Source organism: Thioclava sp. F1Mire-8 (genome assembly GCF_002213165.1).
Taxonomy (GTDB): domain Bacteria; phylum Pseudomonadota; class Alphaproteobacteria; order Rhodobacterales; family Rhodobacteraceae; genus Thioclava; species Thioclava nitratireducens.
This window is the reverse complement of record NZ_NBNY01000001.1, coordinates 1,802,848-1,823,098: the sequence shown is the minus strand read 5'-3', so window position 1 is coordinate 1,823,098 and position 20,251 is coordinate 1,802,848. Positions and strand designations below refer to the sequence as shown.

The 20,251-nt window shown below is 60.7% G+C and carries 21 protein-coding genes; 13 read left to right on the top strand and 8 right to left on the bottom strand.

Features of this window, described 5'->3' with window-relative positions:
* From B6V75_RS08465 to B6V75_RS08440, 6 genes are all read right to left on the bottom strand, one after another.
* On the bottom strand, positions 1-77 hold a 77-nt coding region (locus tag B6V75_RS08465; protein WP_146735120.1), incomplete at its 3' end, for a hypothetical protein.
* A 21-nt stretch (positions 78-98) separates the two neighbouring features.
* Positions 99-443 carry a MarR family EPS-associated transcriptional regulator gene (locus B6V75_RS08460; protein ID WP_088719338.1) on the bottom strand — a complete coding sequence of 115 codons (345 nt, stop codon included), beginning with the start codon at positions 441-443 and terminating at the stop codon, positions 99-101.
* 131 nt (positions 444-574) lie between these two features.
* Positions 575-1,111: an acyltransferase gene (locus B6V75_RS08455; protein ID WP_088719337.1), complete on the bottom strand. Its 537-nt coding sequence runs from the start codon at positions 1,109-1,111 to the stop codon at positions 575-577.
* On the bottom strand, positions 1,108-2,550 hold the full coding sequence (locus B6V75_RS08450) for an oligosaccharide flippase family protein (RefSeq protein ID WP_088719336.1): 1,443 nt from the start codon (positions 2,548-2,550) through the stop codon (positions 1,108-1,110). Before B6V75_RS08450 ends, B6V75_RS08455 begins: the two co-directional genes overlap by 4 nt.
* A 533-nt stretch (positions 2,551-3,083) precedes the next feature.
* Entirely contained in the window at positions 3,084-3,839 is a 756-nt protein-coding gene (locus B6V75_RS08445) for a glycosyltransferase family 2 protein (RefSeq protein ID WP_088719335.1), read from the bottom strand.
* Between the two features lie 95 nt (positions 3,840-3,934).
* A complete protein-coding gene (locus B6V75_RS08440; protein ID WP_088719334.1) occupies positions 3,935-4,291 on the bottom strand; it encodes a YdcF family protein in 357 nt (118 codons plus the stop codon).
* A 116-nt stretch (positions 4,292-4,407) separates the two neighbouring features.
* Here B6V75_RS08440 and B6V75_RS08435 point away from each other — a divergent pair, with 116 nt between their 5' ends.
* Positions 4,408-5,484 carry a GSU2403 family nucleotidyltransferase fold protein gene (locus B6V75_RS08435; RefSeq protein ID WP_088719333.1) on the top strand — a complete coding sequence of 359 codons (1,077 nt, stop codon included), beginning with the start codon at positions 4,408-4,410 and terminating at the stop codon, positions 5,482-5,484.
* Between the two features lie 519 nt (positions 5,485-6,003).
* Here the strand turns inward: B6V75_RS08435 and B6V75_RS08430 are convergent.
* A complete protein-coding gene (locus B6V75_RS08430; protein WP_088719332.1) occupies positions 6,004-6,189 on the bottom strand; it encodes a hypothetical protein in 186 nt (61 codons plus the stop codon).
* Between the two features lie 249 nt (positions 6,190-6,438).
* Between B6V75_RS08430 and B6V75_RS08425 the strand changes: the two genes are divergently transcribed.
* Positions 6,439-7,953: a plasmid recombination protein gene (locus tag B6V75_RS08425; RefSeq protein ID WP_146735118.1), complete on the top strand. Its 1,515-nt coding sequence runs from the start codon at positions 6,439-6,441 to the stop codon at positions 7,951-7,953.
* 73 nt (positions 7,954-8,026) lie between these two features.
* Here the strand turns inward: B6V75_RS08425 and B6V75_RS08420 are convergent, their stop codons facing one another.
* Complete coding sequence (locus tag B6V75_RS08420; protein ID WP_240496933.1) at positions 8,027-8,689, bottom strand: GntR family transcriptional regulator; 663 nt, start codon at positions 8,687-8,689, stop codon at positions 8,027-8,029.
* 143 nt (positions 8,690-8,832) lie between these two features.
* On the opposite strand from B6V75_RS08420, the gene uxaC reads away from it, so the two are divergent.
* From uxaC to B6V75_RS08365, 11 genes are all read left to right on the top strand, one after another.
* Complete coding sequence (gene uxaC / locus B6V75_RS08415) at positions 8,833-10,239, top strand: glucuronate isomerase (protein ID WP_088719329.1); 1,407 nt, start codon at positions 8,833-8,835, stop codon at positions 10,237-10,239.
* Between the two features lie 28 nt (positions 10,240-10,267).
* Positions 10,268-11,248: a TRAP transporter substrate-binding protein gene (locus B6V75_RS08410; protein WP_088719328.1), complete on the top strand. Its 981-nt coding sequence runs from the start codon at positions 10,268-10,270 to the stop codon at positions 11,246-11,248.
* 62 nt (positions 11,249-11,310) lie between these two features.
* On the top strand, positions 11,311-11,868 hold the full coding sequence (locus B6V75_RS08405) for a TRAP transporter small permease (protein ID WP_078545537.1): 558 nt from the start codon (positions 11,311-11,313) through the stop codon (positions 11,866-11,868).
* A 4-nt stretch (positions 11,869-11,872) separates the two neighbouring features.
* Entirely contained in the window at positions 11,873-13,153 is a 1,281-nt protein-coding gene (locus tag B6V75_RS08400) for a TRAP transporter large permease (protein WP_078540065.1), read from the top strand.
* A 13-nt stretch (positions 13,154-13,166) separates the two neighbouring features.
* A complete protein-coding gene (locus B6V75_RS08395; protein WP_088719327.1) occupies positions 13,167-13,472 on the top strand; it encodes a cupin domain-containing protein in 306 nt (101 codons plus the stop codon).
* Positions 13,473-13,483: 11 nt separating this feature from the next.
* Positions 13,484-14,308, top strand: a complete 825-nt coding sequence (gene kduI, locus B6V75_RS08390; protein ID WP_088719326.1) for a 5-dehydro-4-deoxy-D-glucuronate isomerase — start codon at positions 13,484-13,486, stop codon at positions 14,306-14,308.
* The gene (kduD, locus tag B6V75_RS08385; protein ID WP_088719325.1) at positions 14,305-15,048 is read left to right on the top strand and encodes a 2-dehydro-3-deoxy-D-gluconate 5-dehydrogenase KduD; all 744 of its coding nucleotides are present in this window, start codon (positions 14,305-14,307) and stop codon (positions 15,046-15,048) included. Before kduI ends, kduD begins: the two co-directional genes overlap by 4 nt.
* Positions 15,026-16,465, top strand: coding sequence for a mannitol dehydrogenase family protein (locus tag B6V75_RS08380; RefSeq protein ID WP_088719432.1), 1,440 nt, complete (start codon positions 15,026-15,028; stop codon positions 16,463-16,465). Before kduD ends, B6V75_RS08380 begins: the two co-directional genes overlap by 23 nt.
* Positions 16,462-17,646 carry a mannonate dehydratase gene (gene uxuA / locus B6V75_RS08375; RefSeq protein ID WP_088719324.1) on the top strand — a complete coding sequence of 395 codons (1,185 nt, stop codon included), beginning with the start codon at positions 16,462-16,464 and terminating at the stop codon, positions 17,644-17,646. Before B6V75_RS08380 ends, uxuA begins: the two co-directional genes overlap by 4 nt.
* Positions 17,639-19,159: an altronate dehydratase family protein gene (locus B6V75_RS08370; protein WP_088719323.1), complete on the top strand. Its 1,521-nt coding sequence runs from the start codon at positions 17,639-17,641 to the stop codon at positions 19,157-19,159. The genes uxuA and B6V75_RS08370 overlap by 8 nt, the downstream gene beginning before the upstream one ends.
* A complete protein-coding gene (locus B6V75_RS08365) occupies positions 19,156-20,037 on the top strand; it encodes a sugar kinase (protein WP_240496932.1) in 882 nt (293 codons plus the stop codon). The genes B6V75_RS08370 and B6V75_RS08365 overlap by 4 nt, the downstream gene beginning before the upstream one ends.
* Positions 20,038-20,251: the final 214 nt, after the last annotated feature.

The following is a 20,251-nucleotide window of genomic DNA, read 5'->3' as shown; positions in this document are numbered from 1 at the left end:
ACCTCATGGCCGAAATCCGAGAAACAGACCCCCGAAACTAGGCCAACATAGCCCGTGCCGATCATCGCGATTTTCATGACGATTTTCCATTCAAGTTTTTAATTAGTAATATTTTTCAGTTTGGATGCAATCACGATGATCTCATCCCTTAATGCCTCAAAATCTTTGACTTTCCGCGCAAGAACATTTTGGGCGCTGGACGTTTTCTCTGCTTTTCCTTTCGAGGTGACAAGGTAAGTATAGCGCCGTCTGTCATTTGAGGTGCCGAACTTTTCCCGCTTCACAGCGCCGCTTTCTATGAGTTCTCTTAGGAAACTGTTGGCGCTTCCTGTGCTGATCCCAACCTCTCTAGCAAGGTCGCGCTGTGACATCTCAGGATTTTCGTCAAGTAAACACAGCAAGCGGAAGTGGATATTTTCTCGGGTTTCAGTACGCTTATTCATAGATCAAAAACTGAGAAGCCGTTATGGTAAGATGCTCTCGATTCACGAGACGAGTTGTTTAACCTTCCTGATGCTTCACATTTGCTGGAGAGAGTAGAAAAATATTTTTTTGAATAGGTTGATTGCCAAATTCACTCACGTTCGAGTCTTTGTTCCCGCCTGCCGATGACGCGCGCAGGGTTTCCAACTACTATATCATATTCCCTAATTGATTTTGTCACAATGCTTCCGGCACCGATCACTGCGCCATCTCCAATGTGCACGCCGTCCAATACCACGGCACCTGTTCCAATCCAAACATCATTACCGATTTTTATGCCGCCTTTGCTCGACATACCTTGTTCACGGATCGGTATATTTCTGGACTGAAAGCTATGGTTTGATGAAAAAAGCGATACTCGTGGCGCTATCAAGCAATTTTTGCCTACTTCTAAGGAGTTTCCGCCGTGGAGGACGCAATAATGATTGATGGTAGTATTGCTCCCAATGCATATTTTACCACCAGCGGGCATAAGTACACTTCCGATTCGCACAATGACGTTATCGCCGAGGGTGATTTTTCCACCTCGAGCAATCAACGACGGTTCAATTCTGGTGCTCTGCCCGACAGACAGGTCTTTATGCCGTATCTTTGTGAGGAGTGTAAATATGCGTGAAACTATGCTCATGTGTGCCGTTGTGTTTTGATGTTAGCTTCTTTTTTTCGTGCCATCGAAACAATGGCGAACATTCTGATTGCGGCTAGCGCGGTATACGCTGAGAAGAAACTTGTGGACAAACCGAGAGCGCCGAGAGATGGAACCAAAAATTTAGATAGTGAAAGAAAAATTGCTGCCCAAATGCAAACGGTTAGCAAATTTATCCATGCGCGGTTCATGCTTTGCAAGGCTGCCATGCCAATGTTGGAGGCAACGTGAAATGGAGCAGCCGCTGACAGAAGTATTAGTGTGCTCCCTCCGTCTATGAAGTCCTTACCAAAACTTGCCATTATCGCTTCGCGGAGAAATATGATCGCAGAACTTGGTATGGCGGTAATGATGAACGCTGTCCCCATCAAGATAAATAGAAATTTTCGGTACTTTTTAGTATTTTCGCTTGTCCAAAGTTGTACAAGGGTTGGCATGCCCACGGTGCTGAGTATCATTGGAACAAAAATAAGCGGTCCGTGCCACTGGTAAGCTGCGTTATAGAGAGCCGTTTCAGTGATGCCATGCTGCTGACGTGACAATATGATAAAGCTTACCCAAATTATCGGCGTTCCCATGGTGCTCGCTAGTAACGATGGTAGGCTGAAAGATACTAGTACTTTAAACTCATTCTTTGCTCCTCTCCAATCAATGATCGCGCCTGCTTTCTCTATTTCGCGAGAAGTCGCAGCGGTCCCTAAGAGGAGTGTAAAGGCAGAGGCGATAGCCATGCCGTATATGGCACCCGAAACTCCGTAAAGTGCTCCGAGTGCTGGCATCGCTACTAGGATCAACATCCCCTCAGTGAGCTTTAGTATTGCAATTAATTTGAAGCGTTCGAAGCCAGCAAGTATCGCTGTCTGAATGTTTCGAAGCGATGTGGTAGAAATTAGAGCAGCGCCTGCCATAATTGCTGAAATCAGATTTTGGTCAGTAGACCCATTTAAGGAGAGGGCGATCTCCTTCGCGAATGCAACTAGGATAATCACGATAGTTAATGAAAGCCCAGCTGTTAGTGTCCATACTAACCCAAGTATTCGACCTGTTCGTATCGGGTCGCTTCTCTTAAGTTGCGCGATGAAGCGGGTCGCAGTGGAGCCAATGCTATTTCCGGCGAATACACCGAGCATGCCTAGCGTGGATTGAATTAATCCGAAGTATCCAAACTGTACTAATCCTAAAGTCCGAGCAAGGAGTATCATCGCAAGAAGATTGAGGACGCGGCCCATTCCATTTCCCAAGACTCCCCAACTTGCGTTCTTCACGAAGTTTTTGGCTGTATTAGATTTGAGAAGCTTTAAGCGAACTCCCGCCGAATGTTTTTTCAAAGCTTCACGATGAGTATAGTTCGGCGACATCGTTTTGTTTTCTAGAGTCTTTTTCAATGTTGCAGATTGTTTTAAATTGGGACTGGTGGGCATCTAAATTTCTGCACACAACGTCGGTGAAATTATTCGGTGTGAATTTCTTCTTTCATTCTCTACTTATGGCCGATGGAGCTAAAGCGTCGAGTATAAAGAAAATGCTGCTGGAAAAATTGAGGATGTGGGTGTGTTTTTGCGGGTCTTTGGGTTTGTCGTATGTTGAAGGCCGTTTCGCAATGAGCCAAAATTGTGCGATTTACGTCGCTCGTCTAAAGAGTGTGATTTTCCCGCCACTTCGTGTGAAGTGGTTGCCGGTAGGCTACCGCATCAGCGCTGACTCGGGTCAGCCTGAGGGGAGGGGTGTTCGCAGGTTGGGGTCGAAAATCCGACATCGTTCAAAGTTGAGCAGTAGCAGAATGCTGCAGTTGCTAAAAGGGTGTTTATGCAAATCCAGGGATCCGGCAAGGGCTATCACGGGCGTGTGAAGTCGCACATATCGAGCCCGGAGTTTTTCTGCCTGGGGGAGGCGCGCAAATACGCAGGACCACGCTCAGAGCTAGGTGCGATTTCTGGGCATAGCCCGCTGCGCGTCAGCCCTTCTGCCGCTCCACGAACTGCCCAAGTTTGGAGAAGTTCTTGCTCGCAATGGTCATCACGCCGCCCACATTGTTGCCGCGGATTGCGCGCCAGTCTTCGCCCATCTTTTCACGGATGCGCGCAAGGTTGCGATTGCTCACGCCGCCCAGGCGCATCTTGTAGAGCACTTCGGGGATATAGACCGAGCGACCGGTCGCTTGCGAGAAGTAGCGCAGGATGAAGTCATAGTCGGCCGCGATCCGGAAGCTGGTGTCGAAGCCGCCGAGGCGTTCATAGACCGAGCGTCGCAGATAGAGGGTCGGGTGGGCCGGCATCCAGCCGCGTCTGAGTTTCGTTGGGCTATAGGGACCTGTCGCCCAGTGTCGGACGACCTTTCTTGTGTCCGCTTGCGAGACATAATCGAGATTGGAGAAGACCGCCTCGACCTGCGAGTCCTCAAACGCGGCAGCGACCCGGGAAAGCACGTCGTCATGAGCGAGGAAGTCGTCGCTGTGAACGAACCCCACCACATCACCGGACGCCTTCGCCACGCCCTTGTTGAGCGCATCATAGATCCCCTTGTCGGGCTCGCTGACGAGGGTCATCCGGTCATGGGCGGCGCGTTCGATCGCGGCAAGCGAGCCGTCCTTCGATTTCCCCTCTATGATAAGATGCTCGAGCTCGGGATGGGTTTGTCGCCCGACGCTCTCGATAGCCTCGCCGACTGTGGCTTCGGAATTGTAGACGGCGGTGATGACGGTGATCTTCATGAAAATGACGGCCCGAGAAAAATCTGTTCGACCCTCCTATAGGCGCTCCCTCCGAAGGATGAAACCAGTCGTGCTTTCGTCGCCTCGCTGGCAAGCTATCTCCCGCTCGCCGCGTAGGCCCAGATCCCGACCCATTCCTTGAGTGCGAGATTCAGCGTCTCGAGATGGCCCGCGAAATCCCAGCCAGTATCTTCGAGAAACCACACTGCGCGATAATCGACAGGGTAGGGGACTACCTCCTCCCATCCGGCTCGCTCAAAGCTCGCCATCGCGCGTCTCATGTGGAAGGCGCTCGTGACGAGGACCCAGGTCTCGCCCGGCTCGGGCTGCGCGAGGTTGTAGCTGAAGCGCGCATTCTCGGAGGTGTTGCGTGAGCGGGTCTCAAGAAGAAGCCGCGCTTGCGGGACACCCGTTTCCCGAAAGGCGGCCGCCATGACCTTAGCGCCCGGCATGCTCTTTCGGGTCAGGTCGCGCAGGACGCCGCTGCCTGCAGGTGATGACAGCTTGCCGCGGGCCTAAGGGAGTCATAGCTTCCTACACAAAGTAATATAATGTGTAGGAATGCCTGATGGAGCATCTCCCGGTCCCGATCCAGACTGTCTATCATGAGCTGATGCAGAGGTTCCGGGCCCGGCTACCCCTCTCCGTCCCTGGGTCCATCATGCGGATCGAGAAGTCCGGTCGGGGCTATTGGGTGGCGAGGCGCCGCATCGGGGACCGAGTCGTGGAGAAAACGATCGGCCCTGAAACGTCGGAGGTTCTGGCGACCGTCGCGGCGGCGCGCGCCGAGCGGGAGGTCTACGACGGTTGGCGAAAGAAGAACGCGACCCTGGTGTCGATGCTGAAGGCCGCCGGGCTCCTCTCGCTCGACGTTAACACCGGAAAGGTCCTCTCTTCCTTGTCTCGGGTCGGATTCTTCGAGATCGGCGGGATCCTCGGAGGGACGAACGCGTTCCGCCTTTATCCTGCCCTTCTTGGGGTCGCCGCCCCCGCGCGGGAGATGGTCTTCACCGGTGACGTAGACATGCTCGCGCCCTCGCATATCCGCCTCGTCGGTCCGAGAGAGCCGCTTACGAGCCGCCTTCTGAGCGCCGGGCTCGAGTTCGAGACGCGGTTTCCGATGGACCCGGCTGACCCCTCGAAGCACGTCGTTCAGGACAACATCGAGATCGAGATCCTCGGGTCGGTCGCCTGCGGCGGCGAGACGAGCTACTTCCATGAGGGCAGTCAGGAGCCGATCGCAGCGCGGAGATTCCTGGAGTTCTCCCTGCGGGACCCGGTGCGGGTCGTGGCCCTCTACCGGGAAGGGGTCGAGGTTACGGTCCCTGCCCCGGAACGGTTCGCTCTGCACAAGCTGATCGTCGCCCAGCTCAAGACGGGGAGCTTCAAGAGCAAGCGGAACAAGGACCTCCGACAGGCCTCTTGGCTTCTGAAGGTCCTGGCGGAGGCCCGGCCAAATGAGACGATGAACGCCTTGCGCGACATTCGCGGCCGAGGCCCGACCTGGCGAAAACACCTCTCCGCGTCCCTGCGGGAGGCGCCGGACGCCGCGAAGGCCCTGAGGCGGATCGAGGCCGAGACGGACGACCCTGACCCGGGGGGGATGCCCCCTGAACAGGATGAGCCTCTCCCACCAATCCCGTAGGTTGGAAGAGGCTTGTGGTGGGGCCTTTTGGTTACGCGGCTCGGAAGCGCCGCCGTGGCGGGAAATCTGTCGATCATGGATGACAAAGACGGCGGCAAACCGCAGAGTTGCCGACCTTTCGGATCTTCGTTTCGATCACGACATGGGTCCTTGGATATACCTAAAAATATACGCGCCGCGCCACGAGCGGCGAGCTGTCCAATACTCACCCGGAGGGTCTGGGTTGGCGCGATGCCTGCTTCGCGAAAGGCGGCCGCCATGACCTCAGCGCCCGGCATGCTCTCTCGGGCCAAGTCGCTGAGGGCGCCGCTGTCGCCAGAGAGCAGGACCCTGGCATCTCGAAAGCGATGCGCTAGGGCGAACCCGGGAGTGACACGCTCGGCGGCGGCGTTGAATTGAACCTGATGGTGACGGGCCGTGCCGTCCCCGTATTCGGCGCCGCCCAGGATGATGATCCCGTCGACATGGGTGAGCTGCGGGTTGGTCGGATAGGTTCGCTCCAAGGGGCCAATCAGCAGGTCACCGAGGGGGGAGGAAGCCGAGTGCGAGGAGGCCTGCTAGCGCAGAGAAAAGCAGCCCGCGCGCCGCGCGCAGGCGCCCCCTCACGAGCGCGATCAGCGCGCCTGTGAGTAGAAGTGCTTCCCAGGTTTCTGCGCGCAGCAGAAGGGCTGCGAGCTTGGAGACGAGGAAGACGAGCGTATCCATGAGGCTCTTGTCGGTGCTTCCGTGCTGGTCTGCAATCGCGCAGTTTCAAAATCGTCCGGCCAACGAAACAACGCGCGTAACGCTCTTTGCAAGCGGTTCGTTTCCCAAAGAGAGTAGTGTGAAATGCGCCTCTCCGGAAAAGTTATCCCTAGTAGGTCAGCCACTCCAAACTCTCTCCGATGCGGAGCCTGGAATTTTCCTGAAATTTTCTGACCGGAATTTTCAGGTCGGCGAGGGACACTGGGTCCCATGAAAAATCTTGCAAACTCTCCCGCCGATCTGGCGCGCGCCAATCCTCGGGCCGCGTCGACCCATATACAAACCTGCACACTCTCAAAGGCGAAGAGTCAGCGCATGCATGACTATCGGTTGGGGCGCATCCCCGCCTATGTCGACCAGACGAAACTGCGCGACAACCGTGTGCTGATCCGGTTGCGTCCGCTTACACAGGTGCGCGCCGAGAATGCGCGGCTTCGCGAACAGGCCGGTCGGCAGCGCAAGATGAAATCGAACGCGGCGGTGGCCGTGATAGGAGTGATCACTTTCGGCGTGCTTGCCGCAAGAGATTTCAAGAAGCTTTCGCCGAAGCGGCAGAACAAGGCATTTAAGAATCTTGTCCGGAGCCTCGCCAAGCGGCTCGCCACAAAGGTGGAGTCACTGGTCGTCCATCTCGATGAAACGACGATCCACGCGCATTTCATGCTGCGCGCCTATGACCGTCTCGGTCATGCGCTCAGCGACAAAATCAAGCGCGATGTCACTGTCTCGATCCAGGATCTCACGCACCGCGTGCTCGCGCGCTTCTGTCCCAAAATCGAACGGGGACATCGCAAGCTCGATCGCCTTGCCGCAGGAGCGAATTATGTCGAGACACTACATCGGAGTGTCCGGGCTCTCCACCAAGATCTGCCGCGGGAGATCGAAGAGCGGGAAGCAGAACTCACTGTAATGGAGATCGCGAAGGCAGTGCTCCAGGCCGAGATCGATGAGGGGCGCAAAAAACTCGATCGTCTGAGCGAGGAGCAACGCACCGAGCGGATTGCCTTGGCGTCACAAAAAACGGAAATGGAGACCCGCGCGCGGGATCTCGATGCGCGGGATGCGGATGTTCGGGCGCAAGAGGACAAACAGCAAGAGCGCGAAGATGGGCTCGACCGGCGGGAGGCGAGTATCGACAAAGACAAAGCAGATCTTGCCAGGGAGCGACGGACGCAACTTCTAGCCGCAGGCCAACTTGTCAAGCGAGAGGAGGCGGTCAAGGCGGCGCGCACTGAGGCCGAAAAGATCCAGATCACTTACCAAGCTGCACTTGCTGCAATGGAGGGCGCTCTTGCGGAAATTTCAGATGGAACCCTTCGACGCGACCCTGCCGCAGGCAAGCTCGTGATGAAGGACGCATCTCTTCTACGGGCGCTCCCGGAAGAGCTACGCGTGGGGCTTTTGCGACCCATGCGCGGGCTCGTGGATATCAGGTCGCGGGAAGATCAACGATGTAGGGAGCTTGATCGCAGAGACCGGGCGTTCGAGGAAAAGCTGGCCGCCGTTGGCGAGGTCATAACTGCGCTCACCGAAGGTCATGCTCAGATCTCGGAAGGCACCATTGTGATGGAGGATATGCCTGCCTCGCTCAAGGCGCTCGGTGAGACTGCGGAGGACCGGATGATCCAGGCTATTCTCGATCTCATCGTGCGGGCTGCAGAGGTCGGGGTCGGCAGTCTGCGAGGGCCGCGCGATGATGAGATTGACGGGCCGGGGGTTGGGTAGACGCCCGATGCCTTCTCGTATGTCGACCTTGAGTTCCCAGGTCAAAGTATTCGGCGATCACCCCATCCCGACCTCACTCTTGCCGAGGCGCGACCTCGAAAAGCTCGGTGTGATCGTCCTGAATGCGGTCGATCTGATCGAGGATGCGCGACAGGTGATCGCGCATCGCCTGTGTCGCGCGGTCAAGGTCGCGGCTTTCGAGCGCGCTCAGAATCTTCACGTGATCGTCGAACGCATCGCGCGAGGCGAAAGACAGCGACAGCATCCGCACGCGGTCCATGTGCCCCTTGTTCTCGGCGATCAGTTCCCATGTGAAGCCGAGCCCGGCCCGGGTGCAGATCTCGCGATGAAACTGATCGTCCAGTTCGTGGAATTTGGTCTTCTCACCCTTTTCCATCGCGGCACGCTGTTGCTCGATCAGATCGCGCAACGCCGCGAGATCCTCATCGGTCAATGCAGCGACCGCGACGCGCACCGTTTCGACCTCGAGAGCGTTGCGAATGAAGCGCGCCTGCAGCACCGCGTCGCGTGAAATCAGCGAGACCGTCGTCGCACGCTGGGGACGAATCACGAGAAAGCCGAGTTTTGACAAACGGTAGAAAGCATCGCGCACCGGCTGGCGCGAAACGCCCATCTGCTTGGCGACCTCCACTTCTGAGAGCTTGGTTCCCGGGGGCAGGGATAGACCCAGAACCTGTTGGCGCAAATGTTCGAAAACGACATCGGAGACAGACATGCGTGCGTTCTGATCAAGCTGGGTCAAAGGCAGGGGCGCGGGCATCGGAACTCCTCGTTGACGGTCCGGGTATTCTAGCATATTAGTTTATTAGTTCGGTGTTAGTCCACCTAAGAAAATAGCCACAGGGGGAGCGATAGACCATGGCGCTGTTGAATAAAGATCGCCTGCTGCCAGCGGATCCGGGGGTTCGTGCCCTTGCACGCGATCTCTATGACACGATCAAGGACGCCCCGATCATCTCGCCCCACGGCCATACCGATCCGCGCTGGTATGCGCAGAACGAAGCCTTTCCCGATCCCGCCCAGCTTTTCGTGACGCCCGATCACTATGTGTTCCGGATGCTTCACAGCCAGGGCGTGCCGCTGGAAGCGCTTGGCGTGCCGCGCGTCGATGGCGGCGAGACGGAAACCGATGGTCGCAAGATCTGGCGGCTGTTTGCGGAGCATTATCACCTGTTCCGCGCCACGCCCTCGCGGATCTGGTTGGACCATGCGTTCGAGACGATCTTCGGGTTCACCGAGCGGCTCAGCGCCGACACCGCAGACACGTATTACGATCGCATTTCGGAGGCACTTCAGCGCCCTGAGATGCGCCCGCGCGCTTTGTTCGAGCAGTTCAATATCGAGGTGATCGCGACGACGGAAAGCCCGCTCGACGATCTGAAATGGCACCGGATGATCCGCGAAAGCGGGTGGGGCGGGCGCGTGATCACCGCCTATCGCCCCGATCCGGTCGTCGATCCAGATTTCGAAGGCTTCGCGCAGAATGTCGAGACGTTCTGCCAGCTTGGCGGGCAGTCGGGCACCTCTTTCTCGGCCTATCTGGACGCCCATCGCGACCGGCGCGCCTATTTTGCCTCTTTCGGGGCGACCTCGACCGACCACGGTCATCCGAGTGCCGCGACGCTCAATCTGGATCGCGCCGCGGCGGAGGCGCTCTATGACAAGGTGCTCGCGGGGAAAGCGGACGCGGCGGAACGCGAGGCATTCCGCGCCCAGATGCTGACCGAAATGGCGAAGCTGTCCTGCGAGGACGGTCTGGTGATGCAGATCCATCCCGGCTCGTCGCGCAATCATTCGGGCCCGATCCAGTCCCGCTTCGGGCGAGACAAGGGCTACGATATTCCGATGCGCACCGATTATGTCGCAGCCCTCAAGCCGCTTCTGGATGCGGTGGGGCAGGACCCCGAGCTGCGCGTCATTCTGTTCACGCTCGACGAGACGACTTATGCGCGCGAGCTGGCGCCGCTGGCAGGGGTCTATCCCTGTCTGCGCCTCGGCCCCGCGTGGTGGTTCCACGACAGCTTCGAGGGCATGTGGCGCTACCGCGAGATGACCACCGAAACGGCGGGTTTTTACAACACGGTCGGCTTCAACGACGACACCCGTGCCTATTTGTCGATCCCCGCGCGCCATGACGTCGCGCGCCGGGTCGATGCCGGATTCCTTGCCAACTTGGTCGCCACCGGGCGGCTGACGGAGGAGGAAGCTTCTGAGGTCATCCACGACCTCACACACAGGCTTGCACGCCAAGCCTACAAGCTCTGATTGAGCACTTTCTGGGAGGAGAGAAGTAATGAAGAAGACACTGACACCTATCGCTGCGCTGCTGATTTCGGCCGCCAGCGTCACGACCGCGTCGGCCTGCGACATGACCCTGCGCTCGTCGGACACCCACCCCGACGGCTACCCGACCGTCGAGGCGGTGAAATCGATGGCGAAAGAGGTCGAGGCGAAGACCAATGGCCGAATCTGCATCGAGGTCTACCCTTCGGCTCAGCTCGGCGAGGAAAAGGATACGATCGAGCAGACCCAGCTGGGCGTGATCGACATGGTGCGCGCCTCGTTCGGCACCTTTAACGACATCGTGCCGGAAACGCAGCTGTTCTCGCTGCCCTACCTGTTCCGCTCGGTCGAGCATCAGCACCACGTTCTCGACGGGCCGATCGGCGCGGAAGTCGGCAAGGCGTTCGAGGCACATGATCTGGTGCAGCTGGCCAATTACGACGCCGGTTCGCGCAGCTTCTACAACTCCGAGCATCCGATCAAATCGATCGACGATCTTCAGGGCATGAAGTTCCGCGTGATGCAGAACGACGTGTTCGTCGACATGATGAAGGCGATCGGCGCCAATGCTACGCCGATGCCCTATGGCGAGGTCTATTCCTCGATCCAGACCGGCGTCATCGACGGCGCAGAGAACAACTGGCCCTCCTATGACAGCTCGGGCCATTACGAGGTCGCGCCCTATTACACGCAGGACCAGCACCTGATGGTGCCGGAACTGGTGGCGATGTCGCTCACGACCTGGAACAAGCTGAGCCCCGACGACCAGAAGGTCATCAAGGCTGCTGCGAAGAACTCGGAAACGCTCGAGCGCAAGCTCTGGGCCGAGCAGGAAAAGAAATCCGAGGACAAGGTCGAAGCGGCTGGCGTCAAAGTCGTGAAGGATATCGACAAGCAGCCCTTCATCGACGCGATGAAGCCGGTCTACGACAAATACGTGACCACGCCCGAGGCGAAGGATCTGGTGGCGCGCATTCAAGCGACCGAGTGATCTGACCCCTCGACCCCCGCCCACAGGGGCGGGGGCACACTCTTTTCGTGGAGATCCCACAGATGCGCAACATTGTGGAGAAACTAGCCGTCTGGACCGGCTGGTTGGGCCAGGCTGCCCTATGGCTATCAGGGATCGGGTTGGTGCTGATGACGGCCTTCGTCTTCGCCCAGGTCTTTTACCGCTACGTCCTCGGCTCAAGCCTGTTCTGGGCCGAACCGGCCAGTGTGATCCTGATGGGTTGGTTCATCTTTCTCGGCGCGGCTGTCGGCATCCGGGAGGGCTACCACCTCAGCTTCGACGTGCTGCTTTTCGTGCTGCCCGAAAAGGTGCGCCTGACCTTCTTTTCGATTTCTGACCTCGTGGTCGCGGCCTTCGGTTTCGGGATGCTCAAATACGGCTGGGAGCTGGCTGACAAGATGGCCGCCACGACGATTTCGGGGCTCGGCGTTTCCGGGGCCTTCCGCTTCGTGCCGGTCGCGGCGGGCGGAGCGCTGCTGATGATCTTCTGCGCCGAGCGCATCCTGCGCCGGCTCGCGGGTCTGTCTACGTCGCGGTTCGGCGACGATCACGACGCGGCGGAGCTCGAGGGCGAAGCTGTAACTGGCGAAGGGAACTGAGCTCATGGAACTCTGGATCTTGTTCGGGACCTTTACCGTCCTTCTGCTGATCGGAACGCCGGTCGCATTCTGTCTCGGCGTGGCCTCCTTTGCGACAGTCACCTATCTCGGGCTTCCCCCGGTGGTGGTGTTCCAGCGTCTGAATTCCGGCGTCTCGGTCTTTGCGCTGATGGCGATCCCGTTCTTCATCTATGCCGGTGACCTGATGGTGCGCGGCGATATCGCGCGGCGGTTGGTCGCGCTGGCGGGCGCCTTGGTGGGGCATATGCGCGGCGGGCTGGGGCAGGTGAACATCCTCGCCTCGGTGATGTTCGGCGGCGTGTCGGGCTCGGCTGCGGCGGATGCCTCGGCAGTGGGCGGCCTGATGGTGCCGCAGATGCGCGAACGAGGTTACGGCGCGGATTACGGCGTGAACATCACCGTCACGGCGGCGATCATCGCGCTGATGCTACCGCCCAGCCATAACATGATCATCTATTCGATCTCGGCAGGCGGGAAGATCTCGATCGCCGACCTCTTCACCGCCGGGATTATTCCGGGTCTGGTGCTTGCGCTGTCGCTGATGACCGCCGCCTATTTCGTCGCCAAACGCCGCGGCTACCCGACCGAACCGTTTCCCGGTCGCAGGGCCCTCGGGCGGTTGTTCTGGAACGCGATGCCCGGTCTGATCATGATCCTGATCATCTTCGGCGGCGTGCGCTCGGGCATTTTTACCGCCTCTGAAAGCTCCAATATCGCGGTGGTCTACGCGCTTCTGGTGACCGTCTTCCTGTATCGCACGATGAAGCTGTCGGATTTCATCGAAGCGACCAAGGGCGCGGTGCGCACGACGGCGATGGTGCTGATGGTGATCGGCTGCGCGGCCTCCTTCGGCTGGCTGCTGGCCTATCTGCAAGTGCCTGCCAAGCTGATCAATCTGCTCGAGAATTTCTCGCATAATCCGATCGTCATCCTGCTGCTGATCAACCTGTTGCTGCTGGTGCTGGGCACATTCATGGACATGTCGCCGCTGATCGTGATCACCACGCCGATCTTCCTACCCGTGGCTCAGGCCTTCGGTGTCGATCCGGTGCAGTTCGGGGTGATCCTCGTGCTCAACCTCGGGATCGGTCTCTGCACGCCGCCGGTCGGTGCGGTGCTGTTCGTCGGCTGCGCAGTGGGCCGGGTGCCGATCACGACGGTGATGAAATCGATCTGGCCGTTCTATTTCGCGACCTTCGCCACGCTGATGCTGGTGACCTACATCCCCGCGCTTTCGCTCTGGCTGCCGTCGGTCTTCCACTGAGAGGAATTTTCCCATGAGCTATCCGATCGCCTATCCCGATGAGGGCATCGCCCGTCAGGTGCTGACCGAAAACGAGCAGATGATGCTGGTCTCGGTTCGCTTCGAAACCGGGGCAGAGGGCGCGCTCCACTCCCATCCTCACGTGCAGGCCACCTACTGCAACTCCGGGGAATTTCGATTTGTCCTGGACGGCGCGGAGCACGTGCTCCGCGCCGGGGACAGCCTGATGATATCGTCCGGCGCCGAACACGGCTGTGTCTGCCTCGAAGCGGGGGAGCTGCTCGACTGCTTCACCCCGCGCCGCGACGACTTTTTGTGAAAGGACATTCAATGCTCAGCGTCGAAACCCGCCACGCCATCCATCCCGATCACGCCCGCACCATGGGCACGCAAGAGCTGCGTGAGCATTTCCTGGGCACGGGGCTGTTTGCGCCCGGCGAGATCCGCTTGATCTATACGCATTACGACCGGTTCACCCTCGGGGGCGCGGTGCCGAATGGCGCATCGCTGACGCTCGAGGTGGTGGACGAGACGCGGACCGCCACCTTCCTCGAGCGGCGCGAAATGGGCGTCGTCAATATCGGCGGCACGGGACGCGTATCGGCGGCTGGCGAGACCTGGGAAATGGGGCGCGGCGACGTGCTGTATCTGGGCATGGGCGCAGGCCCGGTGACCTTCGAGGGCGAGGGGCGGTTCTATCTGGTCTCCGCCCCCGCCCATCGCGCCTGTCCGCATCGCCTTATCAAACTGGCCGAGGCGAACCGCGTCGAGCTGGGGGAGGCGGCGACCTCCAACAAGCGCGTAATCAACCAGTTCATCCATCCCACCGTGATGGAAAGCTGCCAGCTGGTGCTGGGCTATACCCAACTGGTCGAGGGCTCGGTCTGGAACACGATGCCCGCGCATGTGCATGACCGCCGGATGGAAGCCTATCTCTATTGGGGCATGACGCCCGAGGCGCGCGTGCTGCATCTGATGGGCGAGCCGACCGAAACGCGCCACATGATGATCGCCAACGAAGAGGCCGTGATCTCGCCGCCGTGGTCGATCCACTCCGGGGCTGGGATCGGAGAATACACCTTCATCTGGGCGATGGCGGGCGACAATGTCGATTACACCGACATGGACTTCGTGCAGCCGGCGGACCTGAAATGAGCCCGTTTTCGCTAAAGAACCGCCGCGCCCTCGTCACCGGCGCGAATACCGGCATCGGTCAGGCGATCGCAGTGTCGCTGGCTTCGCAAGGCGCGCATGTGACCTGTGCGGGGCGGCGGGAATGCACCGAGACGCTGGAGATGATCGCGGATGCGGGCGGCCAGGGTGAGGCGCTGATCCTCGACTTCGCAGACCCGATGGCCGCGCAGGATATTTTCGCGGATGCGGGCTATTCGATCCTCGTGAACAACGCGGGCATCATCCGGCGCGAGGACAGTCTGGACTTCACCGAAGCCGATTGGGACGCGGTGATGGACGTGAACCTCAAGGCGCTGTTCTTCACCACGCAAGCCTTCGCCCGCGCCGCACTGGAGAAGGGGAATACCCCGGCGGCAGTGGTCAATATCGCGTCGCTGCTGTCCTTTCAGGGCGGCATCCGCGTGCCCTCCTACACCGCGTCCAAGCATGGCGTGGCGGGACTGACCAAGATCCTCGCCAATGAATGGGCGGCTAAAGGGATCAACGTGAACGCCATCGCACCCGGCTATATCGCGACCAACAACACCGAGGCGCTGCGTGCCGATCCGGAGCGCAGCGAGGCGATCCTTGCGCGCATCCCGGCGGGGCGCTGGGGCGATCCTTCCGATATCGGCGGCACGGCCGCTTTCCTGTGTTCCCCCGCCGCGCGCTACATCCACGGCGCGGTGCTGAATGTCGATGGAGGCTGGCTTGCCCGCTGAACGTCTCACCCGCGAGAGCGCGAAACTCAAAACCGGTATCGTCCATCTCGGCCTTGGCGCGTTCTTCCGCGCTCATGGGGCGATCTATACCGCGGAAGCCGCAGCAAAGAGCGGCGGCGATTGGGGGATCACCGGCGTGTCGCTGCAATCCTCGCGGATGCGCGACGCGCTGGCGCCGCAGGATTTCGCCTATAGCGGGCTGGAGTTCGGCCCCGAGGGCGAAACGCCCGAGCGCATCGAGATCGTGAGCAACATTCTGGTGGCGCGCGAAGACCCGCAGGCGGTGCTCGACGTGATGGCCGATCCGGACGTGCGCATCGTGTCGCTCACGATCACCGAAAAGGGCTATTGCCATTCGCCCGCGACCGGCGCGCTCGACCCCGATCATCCCGATATCGTCCATGACATGGCCAACGACCTGCCCGTCTCTGCGCCTGGCTATCTGGTGCGCGCGCTGCAACTGCGCCGCACGCGCGGATTGCGTCCCTTCACCGCGATGAGCTGTGACAACCTGCCCGAAAACGGCCGGCTGCTGCGCGGCGTGGTGCTGGATCTTGCGCGTCGGATCGACCCGGAGCTGGCAGACTGGATCGCGCGCGAGGGGCGGTTCCCGTCGACCATGGTGGACCGCATCGTCCCCGCCACCAAGCCCGAGGACATCGCGCGGCTCGAAGAGCTTGCCGGCTGGCATGATGCCTTGCCGGTGATGCACGAGCCTTTCCGCCAATGGGTGATCGAGGATGATTTCGTCGATGACGAGCGGCCCGATTGGGGCGCGGTCGGTGTCGAGATGGTCAGCGATGTGACCCCGTTCGAGCATATGAAACTGCGGATGCTGAACGGCACCCATAGCTCATTGGCCTATCTTGGCTATCTAGCGGGGCATGAGACGATTTCCGACACGATGGACGACGAGGTGATGGCCGGGTTCGTGCGCCATCTGTGGCGCTCCGAAATCATTCCTTCGCTGACCCCGCCGCCCGGCGTGTCGCTTGAGGACTATGCCGACGCGCTCGCAGAGCGCTACGCCAATCCCGCGATCCGTCACCGGACATGGCAGATCGCGATGGATGGCAGCCAGAAACTGCCGCAGCGCATTCTGGCCACCGTCGCCGATACATTGAAGGCCGGGCGGAGTTGCCCGGGCCTGATGCTCGCGATCGCGGCCTGGATGCGCTACGTCGGCGGCGTCGACGAGAGCGGGCAGCCGATCGAGGTGAAAGACCCGCTGGCCGCTGAGTTGCGTGCGCTCTCCGACAGTGCCGCGGATGCCGAGGGCAAGGTTGCGGCGCTTCTGTCGCTGCGCTCGGTGTTTCCGCCTGAGCTCGCACAACCCCTGCAGGCCCCGGTCACGGAGGCCTATCGCGCGCTCGTCGAGAAAGGCGCGCGCACCGCGGTGCAGGAGGTTCTCCAATGATCGAGAGCTGGCGTTGGTATGGCCCCGAGCTGGACACGATTTCCCTGCCGCAGATCGCGCAGACGGGCGCATCCGGCATCGTTACCGCCTTGCACGAGATCGCCTATGGCGAGGTCTGGTCGCGCGAGTCGATCGCGGAGCGGCGCGCCCGGATCGAGGCGGCGGGGCTGCATTGGCAAGTGGTCGAAAGCCTGCCGATCCATGAGCGGATCAAGCGCGGCGAAGGCGATCTGAGCGCTCTTTTCGCCAATTACCGTCAATCGATGGCCAATCTCGCCGCCGAGGGCATCACCACGATCTGCTACAATTTCATGCCGGTGCTGGACTGGACCCGCACCGATCTGACCGCGCCGCTGGCGACGGGCGGGAGCTGCCTGCGCTTCGAGGCCTACCGCATGGCGGCGTTCGAGATTCACATGCTGGGGCGCGAAGGGGCCGAGGCCGATTATTCTCCCGAAGTGCGCGCTCGCGCCAAGACCTGGTTCGAGGGTTCGACGCAGGACCAGCGTGACGCGCTGTTGCACGCGATCATGTCGGGGCTGCCGGGGGCCTATGACCGCTACGACATCGCCGGTCTGCGGACCCAGCTTTCGCTCTATGACGGCCTCGATCGCGACGAGATTCGGCGCAATTTCAAACGCTTCCTTGATGAGGTGATCCCCACGGCGGAGGAGCTGGGGCTGCGATTTTGCGTCCATCCCGACGATCCGCCGCGCGACATTCTGGGTCTGCCCCGTGTCGTCTCCAACGCCGAGGATATCGACTGGATCCTGCAGGCGCATGACAGACCCGCGAACGGGCTGACGCTCTGCACGGGATCGCTCGGAGCGAACCCGGCCAACGATCTGCCCGCGATCGCAGAGCGCTTCGCGTCGCGTATTCATTTCGCCCATCTGCGTAACGTGCGCAAAGACCCCGATGGCAGTTTCGAGGAGGCCGCGCATCTGGGTGGAGATACCGATATGGTCGCGGTGGCCGCCGCGCTGCTGGCTGAGGAAAGACGCCGGACCTCCGAGGGGCGCGCGGACGCACAGATTCCGTTCCGGCCCGATCACGGTCATGTCCTGCTCGATGATGCCACGCGCGGTTCTTTCCCCGGCTACCCGCTGATCGGGCGGATGCGCGGGCTGGCCGAGATGCGCGGCGTGATCGCCGGGCTGAGGGGGCGCCGCGATGGCTGAAGCGATCACACTGCATCCGCGCGACACGGTCGCCGTTCTGGCCGCGCGGGCCGACGCGGGCAGAACCCCGCTTGGCATCGGTGAGCCGCTCGCACATCCGGTTTCCGCGGGACATAAGCTCGCGCGCGTAGCGATGGCCGAGGGCGATCCGGTGATCAAGTTCGGCCAGATCATCGGCCGGGCCAGCGCCCCGATCGCGGTGGGCGAACATGTTCACAGCCATAATGTCACCTATTCGGACCATGACGAGACCCATCAGATCGGCGCCGATCTCGCCCGCGCCGAGGCCGCGATCCCCAAGGTCGCGCCGCGCAGCTTCATGGGCTACGTGCGGGAAGATGGTCGGGTTGGCACGCGTAATTACATCGCGCTCTGCGCAACGGTGAACTGCTCGGCCACGGTGATCAAATGCGCAGCCTCCGAGATCACGGCCGAGGGCGCGCTCGATCCATATGACAACATCGATGGCGTCGTCGCCTTCGCTCATGGCACCGGCTGTGGCATGGCGGCGAGCGGTCGCGGGGCGGACAGCCTCGAGCGTGTCCTCTGGGGGCATGCGACCCACCCGAATGTCGGTGCGGCGATCTTCGTGGGCTTGGGCTGCGAAGTGATGCAGATCGCGCGCATGGAGGCGCATTTCGGGTCCGCGGGGACCGAACGGTTCCATGCGCTGACCATTCAGGAAACCGGCGGCACCCGCGCCACGATCGAGGCGATCAAGGCGAAGCTGCGCGAGATCCTGCCGCAGGTAAACAAGGCCAGCCGAAGCGCCTGCCCGGTCTCCGCGCTGCGCATTGGGCTGCAATGCGGCGGCTCGGACGGGTTTTCCGCGATCACCGCGAATCCGGCGCTGGGCGTGGCCTCGGACCTGATCGTGGGGCAGGGCGGGGGCGTGATCCTCTCCGAGACCCCCGAGATCCATGGCGCCGAGGATCTCCTACTGCGCCGAACGACGCCCGAGGTTGCGGAGCAGCTCCTTGGCTGTCTCGACTGGTGGGAAGGCTATGCGGCACAGGGCGGCGGGTCGATGGACAACAACCCGAGCCCCGGCAACAAGCAGGGCGGGATCACTACGATCCTCGAGAAATCCCTCGGCGCGGTCGCGAAGGCCGGGGCGACGCCGCTGCGGGCCTTCTATGACTATGCCGAACAGGTCCGCACGCCGGGGCTGAACTTCATGGACAGTCCCGGTTACGACCCGGTCTCGGCCACGGGCCAGATCGCGGCAGGCGCTCAGATCGTGGTGTTTACCACCGGGCGCGGCTCCGCTTTCGGCTCGAAACCCGCGCCGACGATCAAGCTGGCGACCTCGGACCGGCTGATGGCGGCCATGCCCGACGATATGGATATCGGCTGTGGTGACATCCTGAGCCAAGGCGTGTCGATCGCTGACAAGGGCGCGGAAATCTTCGAGGCGATCCTGCGTGTCGCATCGGGAGAGAAAACCAAATCGGAAGACCTCGGGCTGGGCGATAACGAATTCCAGCCGTGGCAAATCGGAGCGGTGATGTGACGAAGAAACCCGTGATCGCCTGCGTCGGGGAAGCGATGGTCGAGCTGTCTTTCGATCGCCCCGAGCAGCAGATCGGCTTTGCCGGTGATACGCTCAACACCGCGGTCTATCTTGCGCGCGCGGCCGGGGAGGCGGCGCAGGTCGAATTCGTCACCGTGCTGGGGCGCGATGCCGTCTCCGATCGCATGAGCGCTTTCATTGCCGCCCAAGGCGTGGGCTGCGCGCGTATCCGCCGCCACCCAGAGCGCCTGCCCGGCATCTACGCGATCGCACTCGACGCAAAGGGAGAGCGCAGCTTTTCCTATTGGCGCGACCAATCCGCGGCGCGCTGCCTGTTCGAGGATGGATTCGCGCAGCTTGAAGGGGTCGATCTGATCTATCTCAGCGCGATCACGCTGGCGATCCTGCCCCATTCGGTGCGCCTGTCGCTCTTGGCACATCTGGAGGCACATCCCGCCCGGGTGGCTTTCGATTCCAACTACCGCCCGCGGCTCTGGGAAGATATCGAGACCGCCCGCGCCGTGACCGAGGCGGCGTGGCGCATCGCCGATATTGCGCTGCCTTCGCTGGATGACGAGATGGCGCTGTTTGGAGACCCCGACGCGCAAGCGGTGGGCGCGCGGCTCAACGGCTGGGGCGCGCGCAAAGGCGCGTTGAAGATGGGCGCGGGAGGGGCGATGTCGCTCGATCCCACCGCCAAGCCGCTCGACCTGCCTGCCGCGCAAAAGGTGGTCGATACCACCGCGGCCGGCGACAGTTTCAACGGTGCATGGCTCGCCGCGCATTTTCGGGGCGCTTCAGACGAGGACTGCCTTGTTCAGGCTCATGCCTGCGCGCTCGAGGTGATCGCGCAGCCGGGGGCGATCATAGCTGCGTAGCTACCAAAGAGAGGGCTCGTCTTGCAGCATGAAACAATATCTCGATTCTATATATTCAATGCTTTGCGGGTGGTGCGGGGTGCTCGATGTCGTTAGTCGAGCAGGGTAGCTCCCGTCTTTTGCATGTTCGATAATATTCAGTCAGGCCGCGAAATGGCTGTTATCGAACACCCTGAGGGTATCCCAGCTCCGCCGTCGACAGCTTTGTCTTCCT